The following is an 18595-nucleotide window of genomic DNA, read 5'->3' as shown; positions in this document are numbered from 1 at the left end:
CTACCCCCGCCCCACCGGCACCGACGCCGGCCGGGCGGGCGCGCCCTCGCCGGGAAGGCCCATGGTGGGCAGCGATCGGGCGAGCCAGGCCGGAAGCCACCACGCGCCCCTGCCGAACAGATGCATCGTCGCCGGCAGGATCAGGCAGCGGATGACGATGGCGTCGAGGAAGACCGCCGAGGCCAGGCCGAGGCCGAACTGCTGGAGCACCCGCTCGGGGCTGAGCATGAAGGCGCCGAAGACGACGATCATGATGGCCGCGGCGGCGGTGACCACGCGCCCGGTCGTGGCCAGCCCCTCGTCCACGGCGGCACCCGGGTCGCGGTCGCGCTCCCACCGCTCGTGCATCCGGGAGAGCAGGAACACCTCGTAGTCCATGGACAGGCCGAAGACGACGGCGAAGTTCATCACCGGCACGTACGCCTCGATGGGCCCCGGCTGGATGCCGAACATGCCGTGCTGGAAGACGAGCGTGATCACGCCGAGCGAGGCGCCGACGCTGAGCAGGTTGAGCACGGCGGCCTTGATCGGAATCAGTACCGAACGGAAGACCAGCATCAGCAGCAGCGAGGAGAGGCCGACCACGATCGCGACGAACAGGGGCAGCCGGGAGGCCACGGCAGCGGCGTAGTCCTGGGTCGCCGCGGTGGCGCCGCCGACGAGGAACGTCGTCCCGCCGCCGCGCGCGAGCGGTGGGAGCACCTCCTGCCGCAGCCGGGTCGCCAGCCGGGCGGTCGCCTCATCCTGCGGCTTGCTGTCGGGGAAGACGACGATCGTGGCGAGGCCGTCCGCGACGGGCCTGGGTGGCGACACGGCGGCCACCCCCGGCATGGCCTTGACGGCGTCGGCCGCCGCTGTGGCCGCCGCCGAGTCACCCTTGACCACGACGATCAGCGGCCCGTTGAACCCGGGGCCGAAGCCCTCGGCGAGCAGGTCGTAGGCGGCCCGGCTGGTGCTGCCGCGCGGATCGCTGCCGGCGTCGGCGAAGCCGAGCCGCAGGCCGAACGCGGGCGCGGCGAGGGCGAGCAGGGCGGCGAAGGGCAGCAGCAGCGCCGCCCACCGGCCGCGGCGCACCAGTACGGACCACCGCCGCCACCCCCCGCCCTCGGGCCGCCGCCGGCGGCTCGCCCGTCGTTGTACGGTCCGCTCGAACCGCCGGCCGAAGATGGTGAGCAGGGAGGGCAGCAGGGTGAGCGAGGCGACGACCGTGAGCGCCACCGTGATCGCGACGGCGACCGCGACGCCCCGCAGCGACCCCAGCCCCAGCGCGACCAGCCCCATCAGGGCGATGATCACCGTGCCGCCAGCGAACATGACGGTGCGGCCCGCCGTGTCCAGGGCCGTGCGTGTCGCCTGCTCCCGGCTCGCACCGGCGGTCAGCTCCGAGCGGTAGCGGGAGAAGACCAGCAGCGCGTAGTCGATCCCGACGCCCAGGCCGACCAGGCTCATCATCGAGACGGTGAAGTCGGCCACGCCTACGACGTGTGAGGCGAGAATGATCACCCCGGTGGTCGCGCCGACGGCGAAGACGGCGATGACGATGGGCAGGGCCGCGGCCAGCAGCGACCCGAACAGCACCACGAGGATGACGAGCGCGGCGAGCACCCCGGCGCCCTCGGCGGCGCCTCCCGGCTTCTGCTCGGCGTCGCTCACCGCCCTGCCGCCCAGTTCGACACGCAGACCACCGGTGCCGGCCGCCTTGGCGGTGTCGATGATCGTCCGGACGTCCTGGGCCGGCACGTCCTCCTTGGTGCCGTCCAGCGTCACCGTGGCGTAGCCGATGGTGCCGTCGCGGGAGATCGCGGCGCGGTCGTCGTACGGGCTGCGCACGTCGACCACGTGCGGCAGGTTTCGCACGCGGCTCAGCATGGCCCGCACCTGATCCTGGACCGGCGGCGTCCAGAGACCGTTCGGGTCCTGCACCACGATCTGCACCGGGTCGCCCGCGTCGGCGGGCGCCTTGGCCCGCATCGTGTCCAGCGCCGCCTGGGACTCGGTGCCGGGCAGCGAGTAGTCGTTGTGGTAGTCGCTGCCCGCCGCGCTCGCACCCACCGTGACGGCGACGAGGACGAGCAGCCACGCCGCCAGGGACCACCAGCGATGTCGCTGGGACCAGCCGGCGAGCCGCACGAAGACGTTGGACCGCTCCGCCATGGTGAGTACCCTCCAAGATCCGTTCGGCTGGATGCGACGGCAACGCTAAGGAGCGGCGGGGTGGACGGAAACGCCCCGCGGGGCGAGCGGCGCGTCCCCTCGCTGGGGGAGCCCGGGTACCACCCCGGTAGGATTCGGCCTGATCATCGGCCGGTTACCATCGAGCGATGCGGCGGCGGGACCTTGTCATCGATGCCGGGATCGGCGCACTGGCGTTCGGCGTCACGGTCGCGATCCTGGCGGCGCGCGGCCTCGGCACCCCGAACCTGCACGATCGCGCCCTGGACGTCCCCGGTGTCCTGCTCGCCGCGGCGTCCACGCTGCCGCTGGCCGCGCGGCGGCGGTTCCCGACGGTGGCCTTTCTGGTCATCGCGGCGGCGAGCCTGGCGCTGATCGGGCTGGCCTACCCGCTCGACGCCCCGATCGGCGCGACGGTCGGTGCGTACGCCCTCGGTGCGACCTACGGCAGTCAGCGCCGGTCGGTCCGTCGCGTGGCGGCCACCCTCGCCGTCGCGGCGTTCATCCCGGCGGTCGCCGTCGTGTACGCCTCGACCGGCGTCGACGTGCCCAGGATCTCGATGGACCTGCTCTTCTGGGCCGCCGTGCTCGCCGGGTTGTGGATCGTCGGCGACCGGACCCGGCTGCGGGCCGAGCGGATCGTCGAGCTGGCCGAGCAGGCCCGGCGCGCCGAACGTGAGGCGCAGCGCGAGCGCCGGCTGGCCGCGGCCGAGGAGCGCACCCGCATCGCCCGCGACCTGCACGACTCGGCCGGCCACGCGATCAACGTGATCCTGGTCCAGGCCGGCGCCGCCCGGCTGCTGCACCAGCGCGATCCGGAGCGCTCGCAGCGCGCCATCGCCACGATCGAGGAGGTCGCCCGCAACCTGATCGGCGAGATCGACGGGCTCGTCCAGGCCCTGCGCGACGACGTACTCCCCGAGCCGTCGACCCCGGGCGACCAGCTCGCGATCGCCGACCTGCTCCGCCAGCACAAGGACGCCGGGCTGCGCATCCGCGCCGACATCCGGGGCACCCGGCCCAGCCTGCCGGCGAGCGTCGCCTGGGCCACCCACCGCATCCTGCGCGAGGCGTTCACCAACGCGACCCGGCACGGCACCGGCACCGCCGAGCTCAGCCTCGTCTTCGGCGCCGAGGAGCTCACGATCACCGTCACCAACCCGACCGGCCCGGCGGCGCCGTCCCGCCGCGCGGCCACCGACCGGCGGGGGCACGGCATCCTGGGCATGCGGGAGCGGGTCGGCCTGCTCGGCGGCGATCTCGACATCGGCGCGGAGGGCGACACCTTCCGGCTGCACGCCCGGCTCCCGTACGGTGGCCTGACGCCGGCGCCTTCCGGGCCGGATCGCCGCGCCCCCGGCGTCAAGAGCATCGGCGCGGCCGTCTCGTGACCGGCCGGCGGGTGCTCATCGTCGACGACGACGACCTGATGCGCGCCGGGCTGCGCGCCATCCTCTCCACCGACGACGCGATCGAGGTCGTCGACGAGGCGACGAACGGCGCCCAGGCGGTGCAGAAGGCTGTCCACCACGGCCCGGACGTGGTGCTCATGGACGTGCGGATGCCCCACCTCGACGGCATCGCGGCGACCCGGCAGATCACCGCCGCCGTCCCGCACGCCCGGATCCTCGTCCTCACCACGTTCGAGGACGAGGAGTACATCTTCGGCGCGCTCAACGCCGGAGCCTCCGGCTTCCTGCTCAAGCGCACCCAGCCCGAACAGCTCATCGCCGCCATCCACACCATCGCGGACGGCGACTCGCTGCTCTCGCCGTCGGTCACGCGCAAGGTGATCCAGCGCATGGTCGACACCCCGCAGCCCGACTCGTCCGCCGCCCGCCGGCTCGGCACCCTGACCCAGCGCGAGCGCGAGGTGCTGGAGCAGGTCGCCCGCGGCCTCTCCAACGCCGAGATCGCCCACGCCCTCGGCGTCGAGGAGTCGACCGTCAAGACGCACATGAAACGGGTCCTGGCCAAGCTCGGCCTCCGGGACCGGATCCAGGCCGTGATCCTGGCCTACGAAACCGCGCTCGTCCGGCCCGGGAGCTGAGCCGCGCTTTCACGCATGCGCATCAGTCTGGCGGGGAAGCAAGGTGACGCGAACAGGGCGCGTGATCATCTGAATCAGGCGTCGACGGTTCGACGCCCGCGACGGGCCGCGATGCCGGCGATCAGGACCTGCAGGCCCTCGTCGAACGCCGCGTCGCTGTCACCGGCTTCCCGGATGGCCGCAGCAAGGGTGGGAGTGGCCCGGAAGAAGTCGGCCCCGGCCGGAGGCTGCGCGCCCTCGGCGGCGTGGCTGGCCATGGCCTGCTCGTCCAGCACGAAACCGTTCACGTAACGGGTGATGGTGCCGACGGCGTGCAGTGCCTGGCCCGGGGTGAACCCGGCCGTCACGAGCGCGTGCAGTTCGGCTTCGAACTTTTCGATGAGCGCCGGTCCCGCGCGGGTGCCGGCCACGAGCCGGGCGGCATCCCGGCAGGACAGCAGCACCCGGCGGCGGTCCCGTCCCCGCCGAGCCAGCCATTGCTGCCAGGACTCGCCCTCATGTGGCGGCCCGAAGTCCTGCCGCGACTGCAGCATCTGCGCCATCTCGTCGAGCAGTGCCCGCTTGCTCGGGAAATGCCAGTAGAGCGCCGGGTTCTTCACCTGCAGGCGCTCGGCCAGGCGGCGGACGGTCAGCCCGTCCAGCCCGGTCTCGTTGAGCAGGTCCAACGCCGCCCCGACGATCGCGTTCTGGTCCACGCATCCCTCCTCCCGAGGTGCATCTTGACAGCTTAGCAGTGCAAAGGGATAGTACCGACAACGTCATTTAGCGTTGCTAAGGAGGATGCGCGATGACCCTGACGACCCGCTCCCGCTCAACCCGTGCCCTGCTGGCCTGCGGCCTGGCCGCGCCACTGTTCGTCGCGGCGATCTTCGTCGAGGGCGCCCTGCGCCCCGGCTACCGGTCCGTGGACCACTTCATCAGCGAACTCAGCCTCGGCCGATGGGGCTGGATCCAGATCACGAACTTCATCGCAACCGGACTGCTCCTGATCGCCTTCGCTGTCGGCCTGCGCTCGGCCCTGTCCACGGGCCGGGGCTCCCGATCGGCGCCGATCCTGGCGGCCGCCTGTGGCCTGGCACTGATCACGGCCGGCATCTTCAGCATGGACCCCACGCCCGGCTACCACCCGGACGGCTCGGTTCCCGACAAGCCGACGCTGCACGGCACCATCCACGGCTTCATGCCGTTCGCCCTCTACGTCGCGCTCGCCGCGCTCGCCTGCGTGCTCGGCCGCCGCTTCGCCGCCCAAGGTGGGCGGCGTGCCTGGATGTGGTACTGCTACATCTCCGCCGTCGCCACGCCGGCGACCTTCATGCTGGCCGCCACGCAGTACAACTTCCAGACGCAGACCGGCCACAACCACGGGCTGTGGAACCGTGTCAGCCTCGTGATCGGCCTCGGCTGGCTCGGCCTGGTCACCCTCCGCCTGATCCTGGACGCGGCCGACACGCGCCGTGCATCAGGCGCGCCGACGGCACCCGACCGTCCGCTCGCCGCCCGTCCGTGAAGCCCGCCGAGCCGGCGACGTACCAGACCGGCCCCGCGTCGAAGTCCAGCCGCAGCGCGACCGGCACGTCGACCTCGTACGCCGCGCCGACGATCCGGCCGTCGGACCGGTAGCTCGGCCCGATCCGCAGTTGCTCCCAGTGCACGGCCGTGTCGCTGATCTGCGATCCAAGCAACGGCGCCCAGGGGCTGTCGCCCTCGAGGTTCGGCCCGATGCGCTGCGGCCCATGCTCGTCCACGACGACGTGATGCTCGATCGGCTCGTGGAAGACCTCGACGCCGTACGGGTAGAACGTGCTGGTCCAGGTCACCGTGACCGGCCCGAGGTCGGTGCCGAGCTGCACGCCCATGACGGCGTGATGCCAGTCGCCGTAGTCCCACACCGCGGGGTCCGGCCCGTAGTTGTACACGTCCCAGTAGTCGACTGCGGTCAGCCGCCGCCCGCGCAGGCCGCGCACGCTGTCGTTGAACCGCCGCCGTACATCGTCGGCTTCAGCGCCGTTCGTCACGCCCAGATGATCTGCGGCCCTCCGGCGCCCCGCATCCGGTTTTGCCGGCGCGTAGGGTGGCGGCATGCTCGAGTCGCAACGCGAACGCGTGCCGCTCAACGACGGTGGTGAGTTGGACACGGCGATGGCGTTCCTGGCCTTCGCCCGGGCGTGTGTGCTGAAGAAGGTCGACGGCCTCGACGAGGAGCAGCTGCGGAGGCGGCTGGTGGTCTCCGGCACGACGCTGCTCGGGCTGGTGCAGCATCTGACGGACGCCGAGCGGTACTGGTTCGGGCACAAGGTGGCCGGCGACGCCCGCTACGCCGATGTCGACTTCGACATGGACGTCGCCGCGGACCGCCGCGCGGACGAGGTCGTCGCCGGCTACCGGGCCGCGATCGCCGACAGCGACGCGCTCATCCGCGCCGCCGGCGACCTCGAGGCGCGCACGGCGCACCCGGTCCACGACGACACCCGCACGCTGCGCTGGGTGCTGGCCCACATAACGAGCGAGACGGTCCGCCACGCCGGCCACGCCGACATCCTGCGGGAGCTCATCGACGGCGTCACCGGGCGCTGAGCGGGCCGGGCGGGGGAGGAAGCGTCGAACGCGGTGCGGGCCGGCCGGGATCGGGGCAGGATGGACGCGACGCGCGGCCGTCCCGGGGCGCGCGGGACGGAGGCCCACAGTTGTTCGCGAAGACGAAGGCGTTCAGCGGCTTCGCCGTGCCCGACGTCGCCGCCGCGAAGGCGTTCTACGGCGACACGCTCGGGCTTGAGGTGACGGAGCAGCACGGCATCCTGACGCTGCACCTGGCCACCGGCGGCACCGTGATCGCGTACCCGAAGCCGGACCACACCCCGGCGACGTACACCATCCTGAACTTCCCGGTCGACGACATCGACGCCGCGGTCGACGCGCTGGCCGCCAAGGGCGTGACCATGATCCGGTACCCCGGGTTCGACCAGGACGAGCGCGGCGTCTTCCGCGGCGGCGGGCCGTACATCGCCTGGTTCACCGACCCGGCCGGCAACGTCCTGTCGGTACTGCAGGAGCGCTGACGAGGCCGCCGAGCGCGTTGGCGCTCGGCGTCATCGGCCGCCGCGCCCGCCTAACCGGGCACCAGTACGGCGGCGGTGAGCTGTTCAAGCTGGCGCAGTGCGCCCTGGACGTCGCCGGCCAACGGCTGGATCAGCACGTGATCAGCACCGGCGGCATGGTGCGCGCGGATCCGGGCCGCGACTGTCGCCTCGTCGCCCCACGCCACGATCGTGTCGACGAGCCGGTCGCTGCCCGCGCCGGCAAGGTCCTCGTCGGTCAGGCCGAAGCGCTTGAGGTTGTTCACGTAGTTCGGCAGGCCGAGGTAGAAGCCGGTGTGCTGGCGGGCGATCCCCCGCGCCGTGACCGGGTCGGTCTCCAGGCAGATCGCCTGCTCGGGGATGAGCAGCCGATCGGGGCCGAGAACCTCACGGGCCTGTGCCGTGTGCTCGGGCGGGACGAAGTAGGTGTGTGCACCGTCCGCCCGGTCCCGGGCCAGCTCCAGCATCCGGCGCCGCAGCGCCGCCAGCATCCGGGGAACCGGCCTGGGCGGCGGGGAGACCGAGGCCCGGTCCATGCCGTCGAGGTAGTCGCGCATGCGTTCCAGCGGCCGCTCATAGGTCAGGCCGGTCCGGTCGATGAGCGGGGCGTGGCTGACGCCCAGGCCGAGCACGAACCGGCCTGGCCAGGCGTCACCAAGAGCCGCCGCGGCGGCCTGTGCCGTGCCCGGGTGGCGGGCCCAGATGTTGGCGATGCCGGCCCCGGTCACGATCCGGGAGGTTGCACACAGCCATGCCGCCTCCTGGGCGAATACATCGTTTCCACCGACCCCCTCGCCCTCGAAGATCGAGCCGTAGCCCAGCTCCTCGATGCGGCGCACGGCCGAGCGCTGGGTCTGCGCCTGCTCGCGCGCCAGCGCGCCCAGCCATACGCCCACCTGGCCCAGGGCCTGCCTCGTTGCGGTCACCGTCTCAGGTACAGCCACAGCACATCTCCAGGAATCGCCGCGGTCCGCTCGTCGGCCGTGTGATGCCCACATGGCCCGGCATCATGCCTCGCGGCCCAGGATGGCTCGCCCGCGCGCGGCCAGCCCGGGAACCCGGGAGACGGTGCGTTCGGCGAGCGGCCGCCCCGGCTTCGGAGACGTCGGGTTTCATGGCCGGAGTGCCGAAAGGTCAACCGCGTAGGCCCGTCACGTCGAATGTGCCGAACTTCCCGGCATCCGCCTTGCCGCGCATGCTGTCGCCCTCCACGGTGACCGTGAACGCGACCGTCGCTTTCACCCTCAGCAGCTTGTCCAGCGTTTTCGTGACGTTCCACCTGGCATCGTCACCCGAGATCATCCCGTCGGTGATCTCCAGCCGGGTCGTTCGGTAGTCGAGGGACCCGGTCAGCCGGTCGCGGTCACGGTGCAGCACGAGTATGGCCTTCTGCTCGCCGATCGGCGTACTGATCAACAATGTCCACGTTCCCTCGACGGCCACCACGCGACCTCCCACGTCCAGTCCCACCGGCACCTGCCCGGCGATCGCGAACGGTAACCGGCGCCGGTGGTCGTGCTTCGGTAACGGGCCTACCAGCTTGACATCCGAGCGCGCGCGTGCCGCGCACAGGCATTTGCCCTCGGACGAGGCGCTCGGCCACGCCGCCGGCTGACTCCGCCCGACCCGCTGCAGGCGCGCGCTCAGGTGGTCGTGGCCCGTCTAAGCTCGCGGGCATGTCCGACAAACCCGACAACCCTGTGGCGCTGCGGCCGGGCGTCGTGGGGCCGTGGGCGGTGCTGGCCGGGTCGCTGGCGTTCGTGGTGTGCGGGGGCTGGGCCGCGGTGAGCGCCGACAACTGGGGCGACCGGGCCGCCGGGGTGGCCGTCGTGCTGTTCTTCGGGATCGGGGTCGTGGTTGCGGTACACAGGCTGCGCCGGCAGCGGCCCCGGTTCATCGGTGTGCCGAGGAAGCTGCCGGCGGAGGGGCGGGCCGAGCGCTGGTTCCACGACTGGCAGGCCGGGGAGAACGCGTTCACGGAGGCCGAGCGGGCGTTCCTCGACGAGCTGCGGCTCGCGGCGCGCTGGCTGCCGGCCGGTGGGGTGCGCAGCTTCGCCGAGCGCGACGCCGGCGACGGGGTCGAGGCCGTCGTGGCCGTGCAGGACCACACGACGGTGTTCCGGTTCGCGCTGCACCTGTCCGGCGGGCGGCTGCACGGCGACCTGCTGGGGCACGAGCCGGTGCCGCTGGACGGCGTCGCGGCCGGGGTCCGCTGGGTCGACTGGGTGCTGCGCCGGCCGGTGGAGCGGCTGGAGTGGTGGTGCGGCGGGCGGGTGTGCGCGGCGCGGTACCGGTTCGCCGACACGCGTGAGGCGATCGCCGACCTGGTCGAGGCGGGGTGGGAGATCAAGGGGGAGCCGGACGCCGTGGTGGCCGTCCGGGCCCAGGGGTGCTATCTGGAGACGCCGCGGCTGCCGCGGATGACGAGGTTCACCATGTCGACGACCGGGCGGTAGCCCAGCGCGGCGTAGACCTTGTTCGACGTCGGGTTGGCCTGGTCGGTGAACAGGCAGGCCCGGGCGCCTTCGGCGCGGATGCGGCGGGAGACCTCGGCGACGGCGTTGCTGGCCCAGCCGCGGCCGCGCTCGGCCGGCGGCGTGTACACCGGGCCGATCCGCGCGACCCCGAACGACGGCGGGTTGGCGGCCGTCATGTGCACCGGCCGGCCGTCGCCGTCGGTCCACAGCCACACCCAGCCGTCCTCGATGCGGCGGCGGATCTCGGCGGTGTCCGGGGCCTCGTCGGCGCTGGCGTCGCGCGGGCGGCCGGCCTGCTCGTCGGCGTCGCCCATGAACGCCGCGTACCAGGCGGCGACCAGGTCCAGGTCGTCCGGCGTCGCGGGGCGCAGGCCGCCGGGGGCGGGGGCGGGCGCGACGAGGTCGCCGAGCTCGTGCAGGCGGGTGTGCCGGCTGACCTCGACCTCGCCGCCGGTGAGGCGGGCGGTCTCGGCCGCGAACGGCTCGACCGCGGGGCGGGCGCCGTTGACCGCGGCGATCGGCTCGCCGCGCTCGTGCAGCGCCCGGGCCAGGGCGACGGCGGCGTCGGCGGGCATCGGCAGCAGGAACGGCGGGCGCGGCGCGAACGGCGCGGTGCGCATGCCGGCGCCGAGCACCGCGCCGCCGGGGTCCGTCGCCACGACCCACCAGCTCTGCGCGTCGGGCGGCCGGGACTGCAGGCGGTGCGCGTTGGTGGTGACCACGGTGCTGACCACCGGGTCGGCGGCGAGGTGCGCGCCGGCGACGGCCAGGAACTCGCCGGGGTCGTCGTAGAACGCAAGCATCACGCCATTGTGGACCGGGTAGCGTTGGCCGTCGTGCAGATTTTCACGCGCCCGGACGGGTCGCCGCCCGTCAACGGATACAGCCACGCCGTGCGCTTCGACGGCCCGATGGTTGCCGTGTCGGGGCAGGTGCCGCTGGACGCCGAGGGCCGGCTCGTCGGCGACGGGGACCCCGAGGCCCAGGTCCGGCAGGTGTTCGCCAACCTCGCCACCGCGCTGGCGGCGGCCGGCTCCGGCCTCGACCGGATCGTCAAGCTGACCGTGTTCCTCACCGACCTGGCCGACCTGCCGGCGTTCCGGGCCGTCCGCGACGAGCTGCTCGACCCGGCCGCGCCGCCGGCGAGCTCCCTGGTCCAGGTGAGCGGGCTCGTCCACCCGGCGTTCCGGGTGGAGATCGAGGCGCTGGCCGTCGCCTAGGATCAGCGTCGTGAGCATACGGACGTTTGTCGATGCGGCGGGACGGCGCATCGACGCCCTGCACGGTATGGTGGTCATGCGCGGCGACGAGGTCGTCGCCGAGGGATACTGGCACCCATACCGCAAGGACGAGCCGCACCGGCTGTTCTCGCTCAGCAAGAGCTTCACCTCGACCGCCGTGGGCTTCGCCGTCGCCGAGGGCCTGGTCGACCTCGACGAGCCCGTCGCGAGCTACTTCGGCGGGCGCGGCGACCCCCGGATGCTGGTGCGGCACCTGCTCACCATGACCACCGGGCACGTCGACGACACCGCACCGAAGATGCCCCACGCCGGGGACTGGGCCGGCGTCTTCCTCGACCTGCCGGTCCCGCGCGAGCCGGGGACGCACTTCATGTACAACACCGGCGCCACCTATGTCGCGGGCGCCATCGTGCAGCGGGCCACCGGCCGGCGCCTCGTCGACTATCTGCGCCCGCGGCTGTTCGACCCGCTGGGCTTCGGCGAGGTGACGTGGGAGCAGTGCCCGGACGGGTTCGACGTCGCCGGCTGGGGCATGACGGCGCGGACCTCCGAGATCGCCCGGTTCGGCCGGCTGTACCTCCACGACGAGCACGGCATCCTGCCCGCCGGCTGGGCCGCGCAGGCCACCGCGAAGCAGGTCGACAACGCCTACGCCGGCCAGACGCCGGACTGGCAGCAGGGGTACGGCTTCCAGTTCTGGCGCTGCCGCCACAACGCCTACCGGGGTGACGGCGCGTTCGGCCAGTTCTGCGTCGTCGTCCCCGACCACGACCTGGTCCTCGCGCTGAACGCCGGCACGGGCGACCTGCAGGCCGTGCTCGACCTGGTGTGGGAGCACCTGCTCGACGACCTCGAGCCGACGGCGCTGCCGGCGCTCGCCATGCCGGCCGTCGCGGCAACGACGACGAACGCAGACCGCGACGGCACCTACGTCGTGCAGCGGCCGCGCGTCTCCCGGCCCGAGGACTGGCGGCCCAGCCACGAGCGGCCGCCGACGATCCGCTCGATCACGTTCGCCGCCGGGCGGGTCACCGTCGAGGACGAGACCGGCACCCACGAGCACGACTGCCGGCCGGGGGAGTGGCACCGCGACGGGCGCACCGCGGGCACCGGCGGGTGGACCGGCCCGGACGAGTACACCTTCAAGGTCGCCTACACGGACGGACCGTTCGTGCGGACGTACCGCTGCCGCTTCAGCGCCGACGCGGTCCGCATCGACGCGAGCGACAACGTGTCATTCGGCCCGACCGGCTACGCGCCGATCCTGGCGTCGGCGGTCGCTCACCGGCTGTAGCGGTGCTTCACACCGATCGGGAAAAATTCGGAGTCGCCCGGGTCGCGGACCTCGACCAGTGGCGCCTGGTAGGCGGCCGGCACGTAGTTGGCGTACTCGCTGTTGAGCCGCACCAGCGCCGCCCGGATCGCCCCGGCGACCGCGGCCGCGTCCGGGGCGGGCCGGTCGGGGGCGCGCTCGACGGCGACGCAGAAGCGGCGCTCCTCGTCGGCCTCGGTGCGCACCTGCATGACGAACCTGCCGGTGATGTCGTCGGCCAGCGCCGGGTCGTCGAGGGCGGCGGCGACGTTCTCGGGGTAGATGTTGGCGCCGAAGTACGACACCGTGAACAGCGACCGCCCGAAGACGTAGGCGAACGGCCGGTCGTCGCCGTCGCCGGGGTCGAAGCCGTGCCGCCGGCAGAATGCGACGAGGTCGTCGCGGGAGAGCAGCCCGCCCTCGTCGGCGATGTGGTACCGGATGAGCGGCACCCCGCCGTCGCCCGTGAACAGCAGGGTGCCGTCGCGGCTTTCGAAGAAGCGGGTCATGGGGTCGTACTGCACCAGCGTCGGCAGCCGGGAGTCGCCGAACAGCTCGCGGGCCGTCGCCGGGTCCGCCGCGAGGAACCGGCGGATCCGCACGCTCAGCGGCGTCTCGTTGCCCAGCACGCCGGCGTCCGCGGTGCCGTACAGCGACACCGAGTCCCGGTCGGCGTCCGGCATCCCGGCCCGCAGCCCCATGAGGTCGCGCCACTGCTCGCTGAACACCTCGCCGGCCAGCAGCATCCGGATGCGGTACGCGCCCCAGTCCACGCCGCGGCGCGCGCCCTCGTCGACGACGTTCTTCACGAACGGCGGGTAGCCGGCGAGGACCGTCTGCTCGTACCGCGGCGACAGCTCGCCGACGACCCGCAGGATCTCCTCGACGCTGTTGCCGGGCGTGGCCACCGTGACGGGGTAGCCCTTGGCGGCGAGGTGCCGGCAGGCGGCCGCGGTGTACATCCCGCCGACCCAGCTGCCGAGCGCGAAACACACCACGACGAGCGTGCTGGCCCGGTCGCCGCCGAAGCTGTGCACGAGCGCGTCCTCGAACCGCCGCGCCACGGCGAGCTCGTCGACCACGGAGCGCGGCCACACGGTCGGCGACCCGGACGAGCCGGACGACACGGCGACGGTGTCGCTGTCCTGCAGCCGCCCGCCCCGGCACCGCCGCGGCAGCGGATACCGGCGCAGGTACGACTCCTTCGTCACCAGCGGCAGCCGCTCCCACGGCGTGTCGACGCCGGCGCCGTGCTCGGCGAGGAACTCCGCGTAGGCCGGCACGCTCGCCGCCACCTCGCGGAACAGCTCCGCCGCCCGCTGGGCCGGGTCACCGGCGAGGGGCGCGGCCGGCGCCGCGTAGAACTCCCGGAGCCGCTCGAGCGTGTGTGCGGCGCGTTCATGCATGCCCGGAACGTAGCACCACCGGTTGTGGTCAGCGGCGCACGTCGGCGGGCCCCCGGTGCAGCGGCAGGCCGGCCTGCTGCCACGCCTCGACGCCGCCGGCCAGGTCCGTCGCCCGCCACAGCCCGACCCGGCGCAGGCTCTCCGCCGCGAGGCTGGAGCTGTACCCCTGCCGGCACACCACGATCACCTCGACGTCGTACCCGCTCGCCTCGGGTATCCGCGCGTCGCTGGCCGGGTCGAGGCGCCACTCGAGCACCGTGCGGTCGATGACGAGCGCGCCCGGCAGCTCTCCGGCCTCGGCCCGCTGGGTCTCCGTGCGCGTGTCGACGATGAGCGCACCCTGGGCCCGCGCCGCCTCGGCCTCGTGCGGCGTGTACCGCCGGACCCCGCGCCGCGCCTCGGACAGCACCCGGTCGACCCCCGGCCCCCGCTGTGTGATTCTCACGGCACGATTCTGCCGCCCGGACGGCACAATTGGGGCATGAACCTTCGTCGGCGCAAGAAGCTGCAGCGGCGGCTGCTCGAGGCGGCCGCGTGGGCCGAGCCCCGCGACGTGGCCGCGCTGCTGCGGGCCGGCGCCGACCCGGACCGGCCGGGCGGCGGGAGCACGCCGCTGTACCGGGCGAGCGTGCAGGGCCGGGCGGCCAACGTCCGCACCCTGCTGGCCGCGGGCGCCGACCCCGACCGGGAGAGCGGCGCCGGCGAGGAGGGCCTGCCGCTGTGCGCCGCCGCGTGCTGGGGCCACGAGGAGACGGTCCGGGCACTGCTCGCCGCCGGCGCCGACCCGCGCCGCCGCGAGGACGCCGGCCGCGGCCGCACGGCCCTGGAGTGGGCCGAGGCCGCCGGCCACGAGCCCACGCGCGCCCTGCTGGCGGCGGCCGGCGCGAGCCGCTGACCCGCGCGGCGCTCCCGCCCGCGTCGTGGCGGCGCCGGCAGGACTACCATGTCGGACTTATGGCGAGGATTCTGGTCACCGGCTCGACCGACGGGATCGGGCTGGAGACGGCCCGCACGCTGCAGGGCCTCGGGCACGACGTGGTGTTCCACGCGCGCAGCGACGAGCGGGCGGCCGCGCTGGACGGCGCGCCCGAGGTGCTCGTGGGCGACCTCGCCTCGCTGGAGCAGACGCGGGCGATGGCCGCGGCGGCCGGCAAGTTCGACGTGGTGATCCACAACGCGGGGATCGGCGGGCAGGACGAGCGCCGCGAGACCGCCGACGGGATCGAGCGCACGTTCCAGATCAACGTGCTCGCGCCGTACCTGCTCACGGCGCTCATGCCGCGGCCGCAGCGGCTGGTGTACCTCACCTCCGGGCTCGAGTCCGTCGGCGTCGCCGACCTCGCGGACCTGCAGTACACCTCGAAGCCCTGGCACGGCATGCAGGCCTACAGCGACTCGAAGCTGCACGACGTCGCCCTCGCCCTCGCCGTGGCCCGCCTGTGGCCCGACGTGTACAGCAACGCCGTCGACCCGGGCTGGATCCGCACGAAGCTCGGCGGCCCGAACGCCACCGACGAGCTGCCGATCGGCGCCGCCACGCAGGTGTGGCTGGCCGACGGCGACGGCGACGCGCTCGTCACCGGCCGCTACTTCAAGTGGCGCCAGGAGCTGCGCCCCAACCCGGCCGTCCACGACCGCTCGTACCAGGACGGGCTGCTGCGCGCCTGCGCCGAACTCTCCGGGGTCGCGCTCCCGCTGTGAGCAGAACGGGCAGCGGCCGGTAACACCGGGGCGACCGGTCGGCAACACCGCGTCGCGAGCATGGCAGGGGTCACCTGACGAAGGGAACCCGCCGTGCACAGCACCCCACGCTTCCTGCAAGGTGTCTACAACGTCGAGGGCAAGGGCCTGGACCGGCCGGTCCTGATCGACCCGGCGCTGACCTACACGGTGCCGGGCGGCGTGGTGACGCAGCCGGTGTACTTCCGCGGCGGCAACGCCGGCGCCGAGCTGATCTGCGTCTTCCTGATGCGCGACGGCCAGCCGATGCGGTACTTCCCGATCGGCGCGCGGAACCACACCCACGTGGCGCTGCGCGTCGTCGAGGACCTCGAGCCCGGCACCGGCATCGAGCTGCACGCCGCCGCGCCGGCCGGGCTCGCCGTCACCGTCATCATCGACCTGGGGCTGGTCGAGGTCGCATGACGAAACGGAAGCTGGTCGTCGTCGGCAACGGCATGGCCGGCGCGCGCACCGTCGAGGAGATCCTGCGTCGCGGCGGCGCCGAGCGGTTCGACATCACCATGTTCGGGGCCGAACCGTACGGCAACTACAACCGCATCCTGCTCTCCGAGGTGCTCAGCGGCGCCGAGGAGGAGGCCGGCATCTTCCTCAACGACCTGGCCTGGTACCGCGACAACGGCATCGAGCTGCGCGCCGGCGTCCGGGTGACCCGCATCGACCGCTTCGCCCGGCTGGTGCGGGCCGAGGACGGCACCGAGCGGCGCTACGACAAGCTCGTCATCGCCACCGGCAGCCGCCCGCACGTGCCCGACATCCCCGGCATCCACCGCCCGAACCGCGGCTACCACCAGGGCGTGTTCGCGTTCCGCACGCTCGACGACACCCGCGGCATGATCCGCTACGCCCGGGAGCACGAGCGCGCCGTCGTCATCGGCGGCGGGCTGCTCGGCCTCGAGGCGGCCCGCGGCCTGCAGCACCACCTGCCGCACGTCACGCTCGTGCACTCCGGCACCCACCTCATGCACGCCCAGCTCGACGCGCAGGGCGGCGCGATCCTGCAGCGCAGCGTCGAGGCGCTCGGCATCGACGTGGTCCTCGGGGCGTACACGGCGGAGATCCTGGGTCGCGACGCGGTGACCGGGGTGCGGCTGCGCGACGGCCGCGAGCTGCCCTGCGACGTCGTCGTGGTGGCCGCCGGCATCCGCGCCAACACCGAGCTCGCCGAGGTGAGCGGCCTGGTCGTGGAGCGCGGCATCGTCGTCGACGACCACCTGCGGGCGCTGGACGAGCCCGACATCTACGCCGTCGGGGAGTGCGTGCAGCACCGCGGCGAGACCTACGGGCTGGTCGCGCCGCTGTGGGAGCAGGCCCGCGTCCTGGCCGACCACCTCACGGGCGCGGATCCGACGGCGGCGTACCACGGCACCCGCACCGCCACCCGCCTCAAGGTCGCCGGCCTCGACGTCGCCTCCATGGGCGTGCGCGACGGCGACGAGACCCTCTCCTTCGCCGAGCCCGGCCGGGGCATCTACCGCAGCGCCGTCGTCCGCGACGGAAGACTGGTCGGCGCGACCTTCGTCGGCGACGTGAGCCGCGTCGCGCAGCTGACGCGGGTGTACCACGAAGGCCTCCCCCTGCCCGAGGAGCGCGCCGCCCTGCTGTTCGACCTCGGCGAGGCCTCCGCGCTCGAGGACCTTCCCGACGACGCGCAGGTGTGCAACTGCAACGGCGTCAGCAAACGCGCCCTGGTCGAGGCCGTCGGGTCCGGCGCCCGCAGCGCCGGCGCCGCGATGGAGGCCACCCGGGCCGGCAAGGGCTGCGGCTCGTGCAAGACTCTGGTCGCCCAGATCGTCGAGCGGGCGGCCGGCGGCAAGGTCGCCGAGGACCCGTCGGCCTCGTGGTACGTCCCCGGGGTACCGCTGCCGAAACCGGAACTGATGGCGGCCGTGCGGCGCCTGGGCCTGAAGTCGGTCTCGGCCGTCTTCGCCGCCCTGACCCCCGGCGGCATCGAGGACGCGAAGAGCAAGATGGGCCTGGCCTCGCTGCTGCGGATGATGTGGGGCGACGAGTACGTCGACGAGCGCGACGCCCGCTTCATCAACGACCGCGTCCACGCGAACATCCAGAAGGACGGCACCTTCTCGGTGGTACCGCAGCTCAAGGGCGGCGTCACCACCCCGGCCCAGCTGCGCCGCATCGCCGACGTGGCCGAGAAGTACGAGGTCGGCATGGTGAAGCTCACCGGCGGCCAGCGCATCGACCTGCTCGGCGTGCGCAAGGAGGACCTCCCGGCAATGTGGGAGGACCTGGGCATGCCGTCGGGCTGGGCGTACGGCAAGTCGTTCCGCACCGTGAAGACCTGCGTCGGCGCGGAGTTCTGCCGCTTCGGCCTGGGCGACTCGACGTCGCTGGGCATCGCGCTGGAGGAGCGCTACCAGGGCATCGAGGGCCCCGGCAAAATGAAGCTGGCGGTCACCGGCTGCCCCCGCAACTGCGCCGAGGCCTACGTGAAGGACCTGGGCGTCGTGGCCATCGAGGGCTCCCGCTGGGAGATCTACGTCGGCGGCGCCGCGGGCGCGCACGTGCGCAAGGGCGACCTGCTGACGACCGTGTCCACCGCCGCCGAGGTGGTCACGCTGACGGGCCGTTTCCTGCAGTACTACCGGGAGACGGCCAACTGGCTGGAGCGCACCTACGCCTGGGTCCCGCGCCTGGGCATCGACCACATCCGCGCGGTCGTCGTCGACGACGCCGCGGGCCTGGCGGCCCGCCTGGACGAGGCGATGGCGGCGTCGGTCGCCGCGTACCGCGACCCGTGGCTGGAACGCCACGCCGAGGCCACCCCGGGCCAGTTCCGCCCGGCAGTGCCATGACCCGCCTGGGCCCGCTGTCCGACATCCCACCGGGTGAGGGCCGCACCTACATCGTGGACGGCGAACCGGTCGCCGTCTTCCATCTCCGCAACGGCACGGTCCGCGCGGTCTCGGCGATCTGCCCACACGCCGGCGGCCCCTTGGCGGACGGCCTGACCGACCTCCAGCACGTCGTCTGCCCGCTGCACCACCACACGTTCGACCTGTCCACGGGCTGCTCGACGACGAGCGCGTTCGCCTTGACGGTCTACCCGGCCACCGTCGACGAGGAGGGCGAAGTGATCATCGGCCAAGTTCCTTGAGTCGC

Annotated in this window: 21 protein-coding genes; 13 read left to right on the top strand and 8 right to left on the bottom strand. The window is 73.3% G+C overall.

Annotated features, from left to right (window positions below):
• Complete coding sequence (locus tag ACQEVU_RS27515; protein ID WP_433328414.1) at positions 1–2154, bottom strand: MMPL family transporter; 2154 nt, start codon at positions 2152–2154, stop codon at positions 1–3.
• Positions 2155–2321: 167 nt separating this feature from the next.
• Between ACQEVU_RS27515 and ACQEVU_RS27510 the strand changes: the two genes are divergently transcribed.
• Both ACQEVU_RS27510 and ACQEVU_RS27505 read left to right on the top strand, forming a co-directional pair.
• On the top strand, positions 2322–3563 hold the full coding sequence (locus ACQEVU_RS27510; RefSeq protein ID WP_433328412.1) for a histidine kinase: 1242 nt from the start codon (positions 2322–2324) through the stop codon (positions 3561–3563).
• Positions 3560–4222: a response regulator gene (locus ACQEVU_RS27505; protein WP_433328410.1), complete on the top strand. Its 663-nt coding sequence runs from the start codon at positions 3560–3562 to the stop codon at positions 4220–4222. The genes ACQEVU_RS27510 and ACQEVU_RS27505 overlap by 4 nt, the downstream gene beginning before the upstream one ends.
• Before the next feature lie 74 nt (positions 4223–4296).
• On the opposite strand, the gene ACQEVU_RS27500 is transcribed toward ACQEVU_RS27505, so the two are convergent.
• Complete coding sequence (locus ACQEVU_RS27500; protein ID WP_433328408.1) at positions 4297–4917, bottom strand: TetR/AcrR family transcriptional regulator C-terminal domain-containing protein; 621 nt, start codon at positions 4915–4917, stop codon at positions 4297–4299.
• A 92-nt stretch (positions 4918–5009) separates the two neighbouring features.
• On the opposite strand from ACQEVU_RS27500, the gene ACQEVU_RS27495 reads away from it, so the two are divergent.
• Complete coding sequence (locus ACQEVU_RS27495) at positions 5010–5729, top strand: DUF998 domain-containing protein (RefSeq protein ID WP_433328406.1); 720 nt, start codon at positions 5010–5012, stop codon at positions 5727–5729.
• On the opposite strand, the gene ACQEVU_RS27490 is transcribed toward ACQEVU_RS27495, so the two are convergent.
• Positions 5638–6237 carry a hypothetical protein gene (locus ACQEVU_RS27490; RefSeq protein WP_433328404.1) on the bottom strand — a complete coding sequence of 200 codons (600 nt, stop codon included), beginning with the start codon at positions 6235–6237 and terminating at the stop codon, positions 5638–5640. The two genes, ACQEVU_RS27495 and ACQEVU_RS27490, sit on opposite strands and share 92 nt — an antisense overlap.
• A 64-nt stretch (positions 6238–6301) precedes the next feature.
• Here ACQEVU_RS27490 and ACQEVU_RS27485 point away from each other — a divergent pair, with 64 nt between their 5' ends.
• Complete coding sequence (locus ACQEVU_RS27485; RefSeq protein ID WP_433328402.1) at positions 6302–6796, top strand: DinB family protein; 495 nt, start codon at positions 6302–6304, stop codon at positions 6794–6796.
• Between the two features lie 110 nt (positions 6797–6906).
• Positions 6907–7278, top strand: coding sequence for a VOC family protein (locus ACQEVU_RS27480; RefSeq protein ID WP_433328400.1), 372 nt, complete (start codon positions 6907–6909; stop codon positions 7276–7278).
• A gap of 50 nt (positions 7279–7328) precedes the next feature.
• On the opposite strand, the gene ACQEVU_RS27475 is transcribed toward ACQEVU_RS27480, so the two are convergent.
• Both ACQEVU_RS27475 and ACQEVU_RS27470 read right to left on the bottom strand, forming a co-directional pair.
• On the bottom strand, positions 7329–8240 hold the full coding sequence (locus ACQEVU_RS27475) for a TIGR03620 family F420-dependent LLM class oxidoreductase (protein WP_433328398.1): 912 nt from the start codon (positions 8238–8240) through the stop codon (positions 7329–7331).
• 190 nt (positions 8241–8430) lie between these two features.
• Entirely contained in the window at positions 8431–8742 is a 312-nt protein-coding gene (locus ACQEVU_RS27470) for a hypothetical protein (protein WP_433328396.1), read from the bottom strand.
• A 230-nt stretch (positions 8743–8972) separates the two neighbouring features.
• Here ACQEVU_RS27470 and ACQEVU_RS27465 point away from each other — a divergent pair, with 230 nt between their 5' ends.
• A complete protein-coding gene (locus ACQEVU_RS27465; protein WP_433328394.1) occupies positions 8973–9752 on the top strand; it encodes a hypothetical protein in 780 nt (259 codons plus the stop codon).
• On the opposite strand, the gene ACQEVU_RS27460 is transcribed toward ACQEVU_RS27465, so the two are convergent.
• Positions 9689–10576, bottom strand: a complete 888-nt coding sequence (locus ACQEVU_RS27460) for a GNAT family N-acetyltransferase (protein ID WP_433328392.1) — start codon at positions 10574–10576, stop codon at positions 9689–9691. The genes ACQEVU_RS27465 and ACQEVU_RS27460 overlap by 64 nt on opposite strands.
• Before the next feature lie 33 nt (positions 10577–10609).
• Here ACQEVU_RS27460 and ACQEVU_RS27455 point away from each other — a divergent pair, with 33 nt between their 5' ends.
• On the top strand, positions 10610–10993 hold the full coding sequence (locus ACQEVU_RS27455) for a RidA family protein (RefSeq protein WP_433328390.1): 384 nt from the start codon (positions 10610–10612) through the stop codon (positions 10991–10993).
• Between the two features lie 10 nt (positions 10994–11003).
• Entirely contained in the window at positions 11004–12308 is a 1305-nt protein-coding gene (locus ACQEVU_RS27450; RefSeq protein WP_433328388.1) for a serine hydrolase domain-containing protein, read from the top strand.
• On the opposite strand, the gene ACQEVU_RS27445 is transcribed toward ACQEVU_RS27450, so the two are convergent.
• Both ACQEVU_RS27445 and ACQEVU_RS27440 read right to left on the bottom strand, forming a co-directional pair.
• Entirely contained in the window at positions 12296–13732 is a 1437-nt protein-coding gene (locus ACQEVU_RS27445; protein WP_433328386.1) for a phenylacetate--CoA ligase family protein, read from the bottom strand. The two genes, ACQEVU_RS27450 and ACQEVU_RS27445, sit on opposite strands and share 13 nt — an antisense overlap.
• A 28-nt stretch (positions 13733–13760) precedes the next feature.
• On the bottom strand, positions 13761–14177 hold the full coding sequence (locus ACQEVU_RS27440; RefSeq protein ID WP_433328384.1) for a rhodanese-like domain-containing protein: 417 nt from the start codon (positions 14175–14177) through the stop codon (positions 13761–13763).
• Positions 14178–14213: 36 nt separating this feature from the next.
• Here ACQEVU_RS27440 and ACQEVU_RS27435 point away from each other — a divergent pair, with 36 nt between their 5' ends.
• From ACQEVU_RS27435 to ACQEVU_RS27415, 5 genes are all read left to right on the top strand, one after another.
• Positions 14214–14627 (top strand): ankyrin repeat domain-containing protein, encoded by a 414-nt coding sequence (locus ACQEVU_RS27435; protein ID WP_433328382.1) that lies wholly within the window; start codon positions 14214–14216, stop codon positions 14625–14627.
• A 59-nt stretch (positions 14628–14686) separates the two neighbouring features.
• Entirely contained in the window at positions 14687–15433 is a 747-nt protein-coding gene (locus ACQEVU_RS27430) for an SDR family NAD(P)-dependent oxidoreductase (RefSeq protein WP_433328380.1), read from the top strand.
• A 93-nt stretch (positions 15434–15526) separates the two neighbouring features.
• Positions 15527–15877 carry a molybdopterin oxidoreductase gene (locus ACQEVU_RS27425; RefSeq protein WP_433328378.1) on the top strand — a complete coding sequence of 117 codons (351 nt, stop codon included), beginning with the start codon at positions 15527–15529 and terminating at the stop codon, positions 15875–15877.
• Positions 15874–18288 (top strand): nitrite reductase large subunit NirB, encoded by a 2415-nt coding sequence (nirB, locus tag ACQEVU_RS27420; protein ID WP_433328376.1) that lies wholly within the window; start codon positions 15874–15876, stop codon positions 18286–18288. The genes ACQEVU_RS27425 and nirB overlap by 4 nt, the downstream gene beginning before the upstream one ends.
• Positions 18285–18590 (top strand): Rieske (2Fe-2S) protein, encoded by a 306-nt coding sequence (locus ACQEVU_RS27415; RefSeq protein WP_433328374.1) that lies wholly within the window; start codon positions 18285–18287, stop codon positions 18588–18590. The genes nirB and ACQEVU_RS27415 overlap by 4 nt, the downstream gene beginning before the upstream one ends.
• The last annotated feature ends 5 nt before the right edge of the window (positions 18591–18595 follow it).

The organism is Dactylosporangium sp. CA-139066 (genome assembly GCF_050936175.1).
In the GTDB taxonomy this organism is placed as follows: Bacteria; Actinomycetota; Actinomycetes; order Mycobacteriales; family Micromonosporaceae; genus Dactylosporangium.
Note: the sequence above shows the minus strand (reverse complement) of the source record. Positions and strands in the feature narration are given on the sequence as shown.

Excerpts from the sequence above, each read along its gene's own strand:
- ACQEVU_RS27515 (WP_433328414.1), bottom strand. The coding sequence starts at position 2,154 with ATGGCGGAGCGGTCCAACGTCTTCGTGCGGCTCGCCGGCTGGTCCCAG.
- ACQEVU_RS27430 (WP_433328380.1), top strand. The coding sequence starts at position 14,687 with ATGGCGAGGATTCTGGTCACCGGCTCGACCGACGGGATCGGGCTGGAG.
- ACQEVU_RS27510 (WP_433328412.1), top strand. The coding sequence starts at position 2,322 with ATGCGGCGGCGGGACCTTGTCATCGATGCCGGGATCGGCGCACTGGCG.
- ACQEVU_RS27465 (WP_433328394.1), top strand. The coding sequence starts at position 8,973 with ATGTCCGACAAACCCGACAACCCTGTGGCGCTGCGGCCGGGCGTCGTG.
- ACQEVU_RS27435 (WP_433328382.1), top strand. The coding sequence starts at position 14,214 with ATGAACCTTCGTCGGCGCAAGAAGCTGCAGCGGCGGCTGCTCGAGGCG.
- ACQEVU_RS27495 (WP_433328406.1), top strand. The coding sequence starts at position 5,010 with ATGACCCTGACGACCCGCTCCCGCTCAACCCGTGCCCTGCTGGCCTGC.
- nirB (WP_433328376.1), top strand. The coding sequence starts at position 15,874 with ATGACGAAACGGAAGCTGGTCGTCGTCGGCAACGGCATGGCCGGCGCG.
- ACQEVU_RS27445 (WP_433328386.1), bottom strand. The coding sequence starts at position 13,732 with ATGCATGAACGCGCCGCACACACGCTCGAGCGGCTCCGGGAGTTCTAC.
- ACQEVU_RS27485 (WP_433328402.1), top strand. The coding sequence starts at position 6,302 with ATGCTCGAGTCGCAACGCGAACGCGTGCCGCTCAACGACGGTGGTGAG.
- ACQEVU_RS27460 (WP_433328392.1), bottom strand. The coding sequence starts at position 10,576 with ATGCTTGCGTTCTACGACGACCCCGGCGAGTTCCTGGCCGTCGCCGGC.
- ACQEVU_RS27415 (WP_433328374.1), top strand. The coding sequence starts at position 18,285 with ATGACCCGCCTGGGCCCGCTGTCCGACATCCCACCGGGTGAGGGCCGC.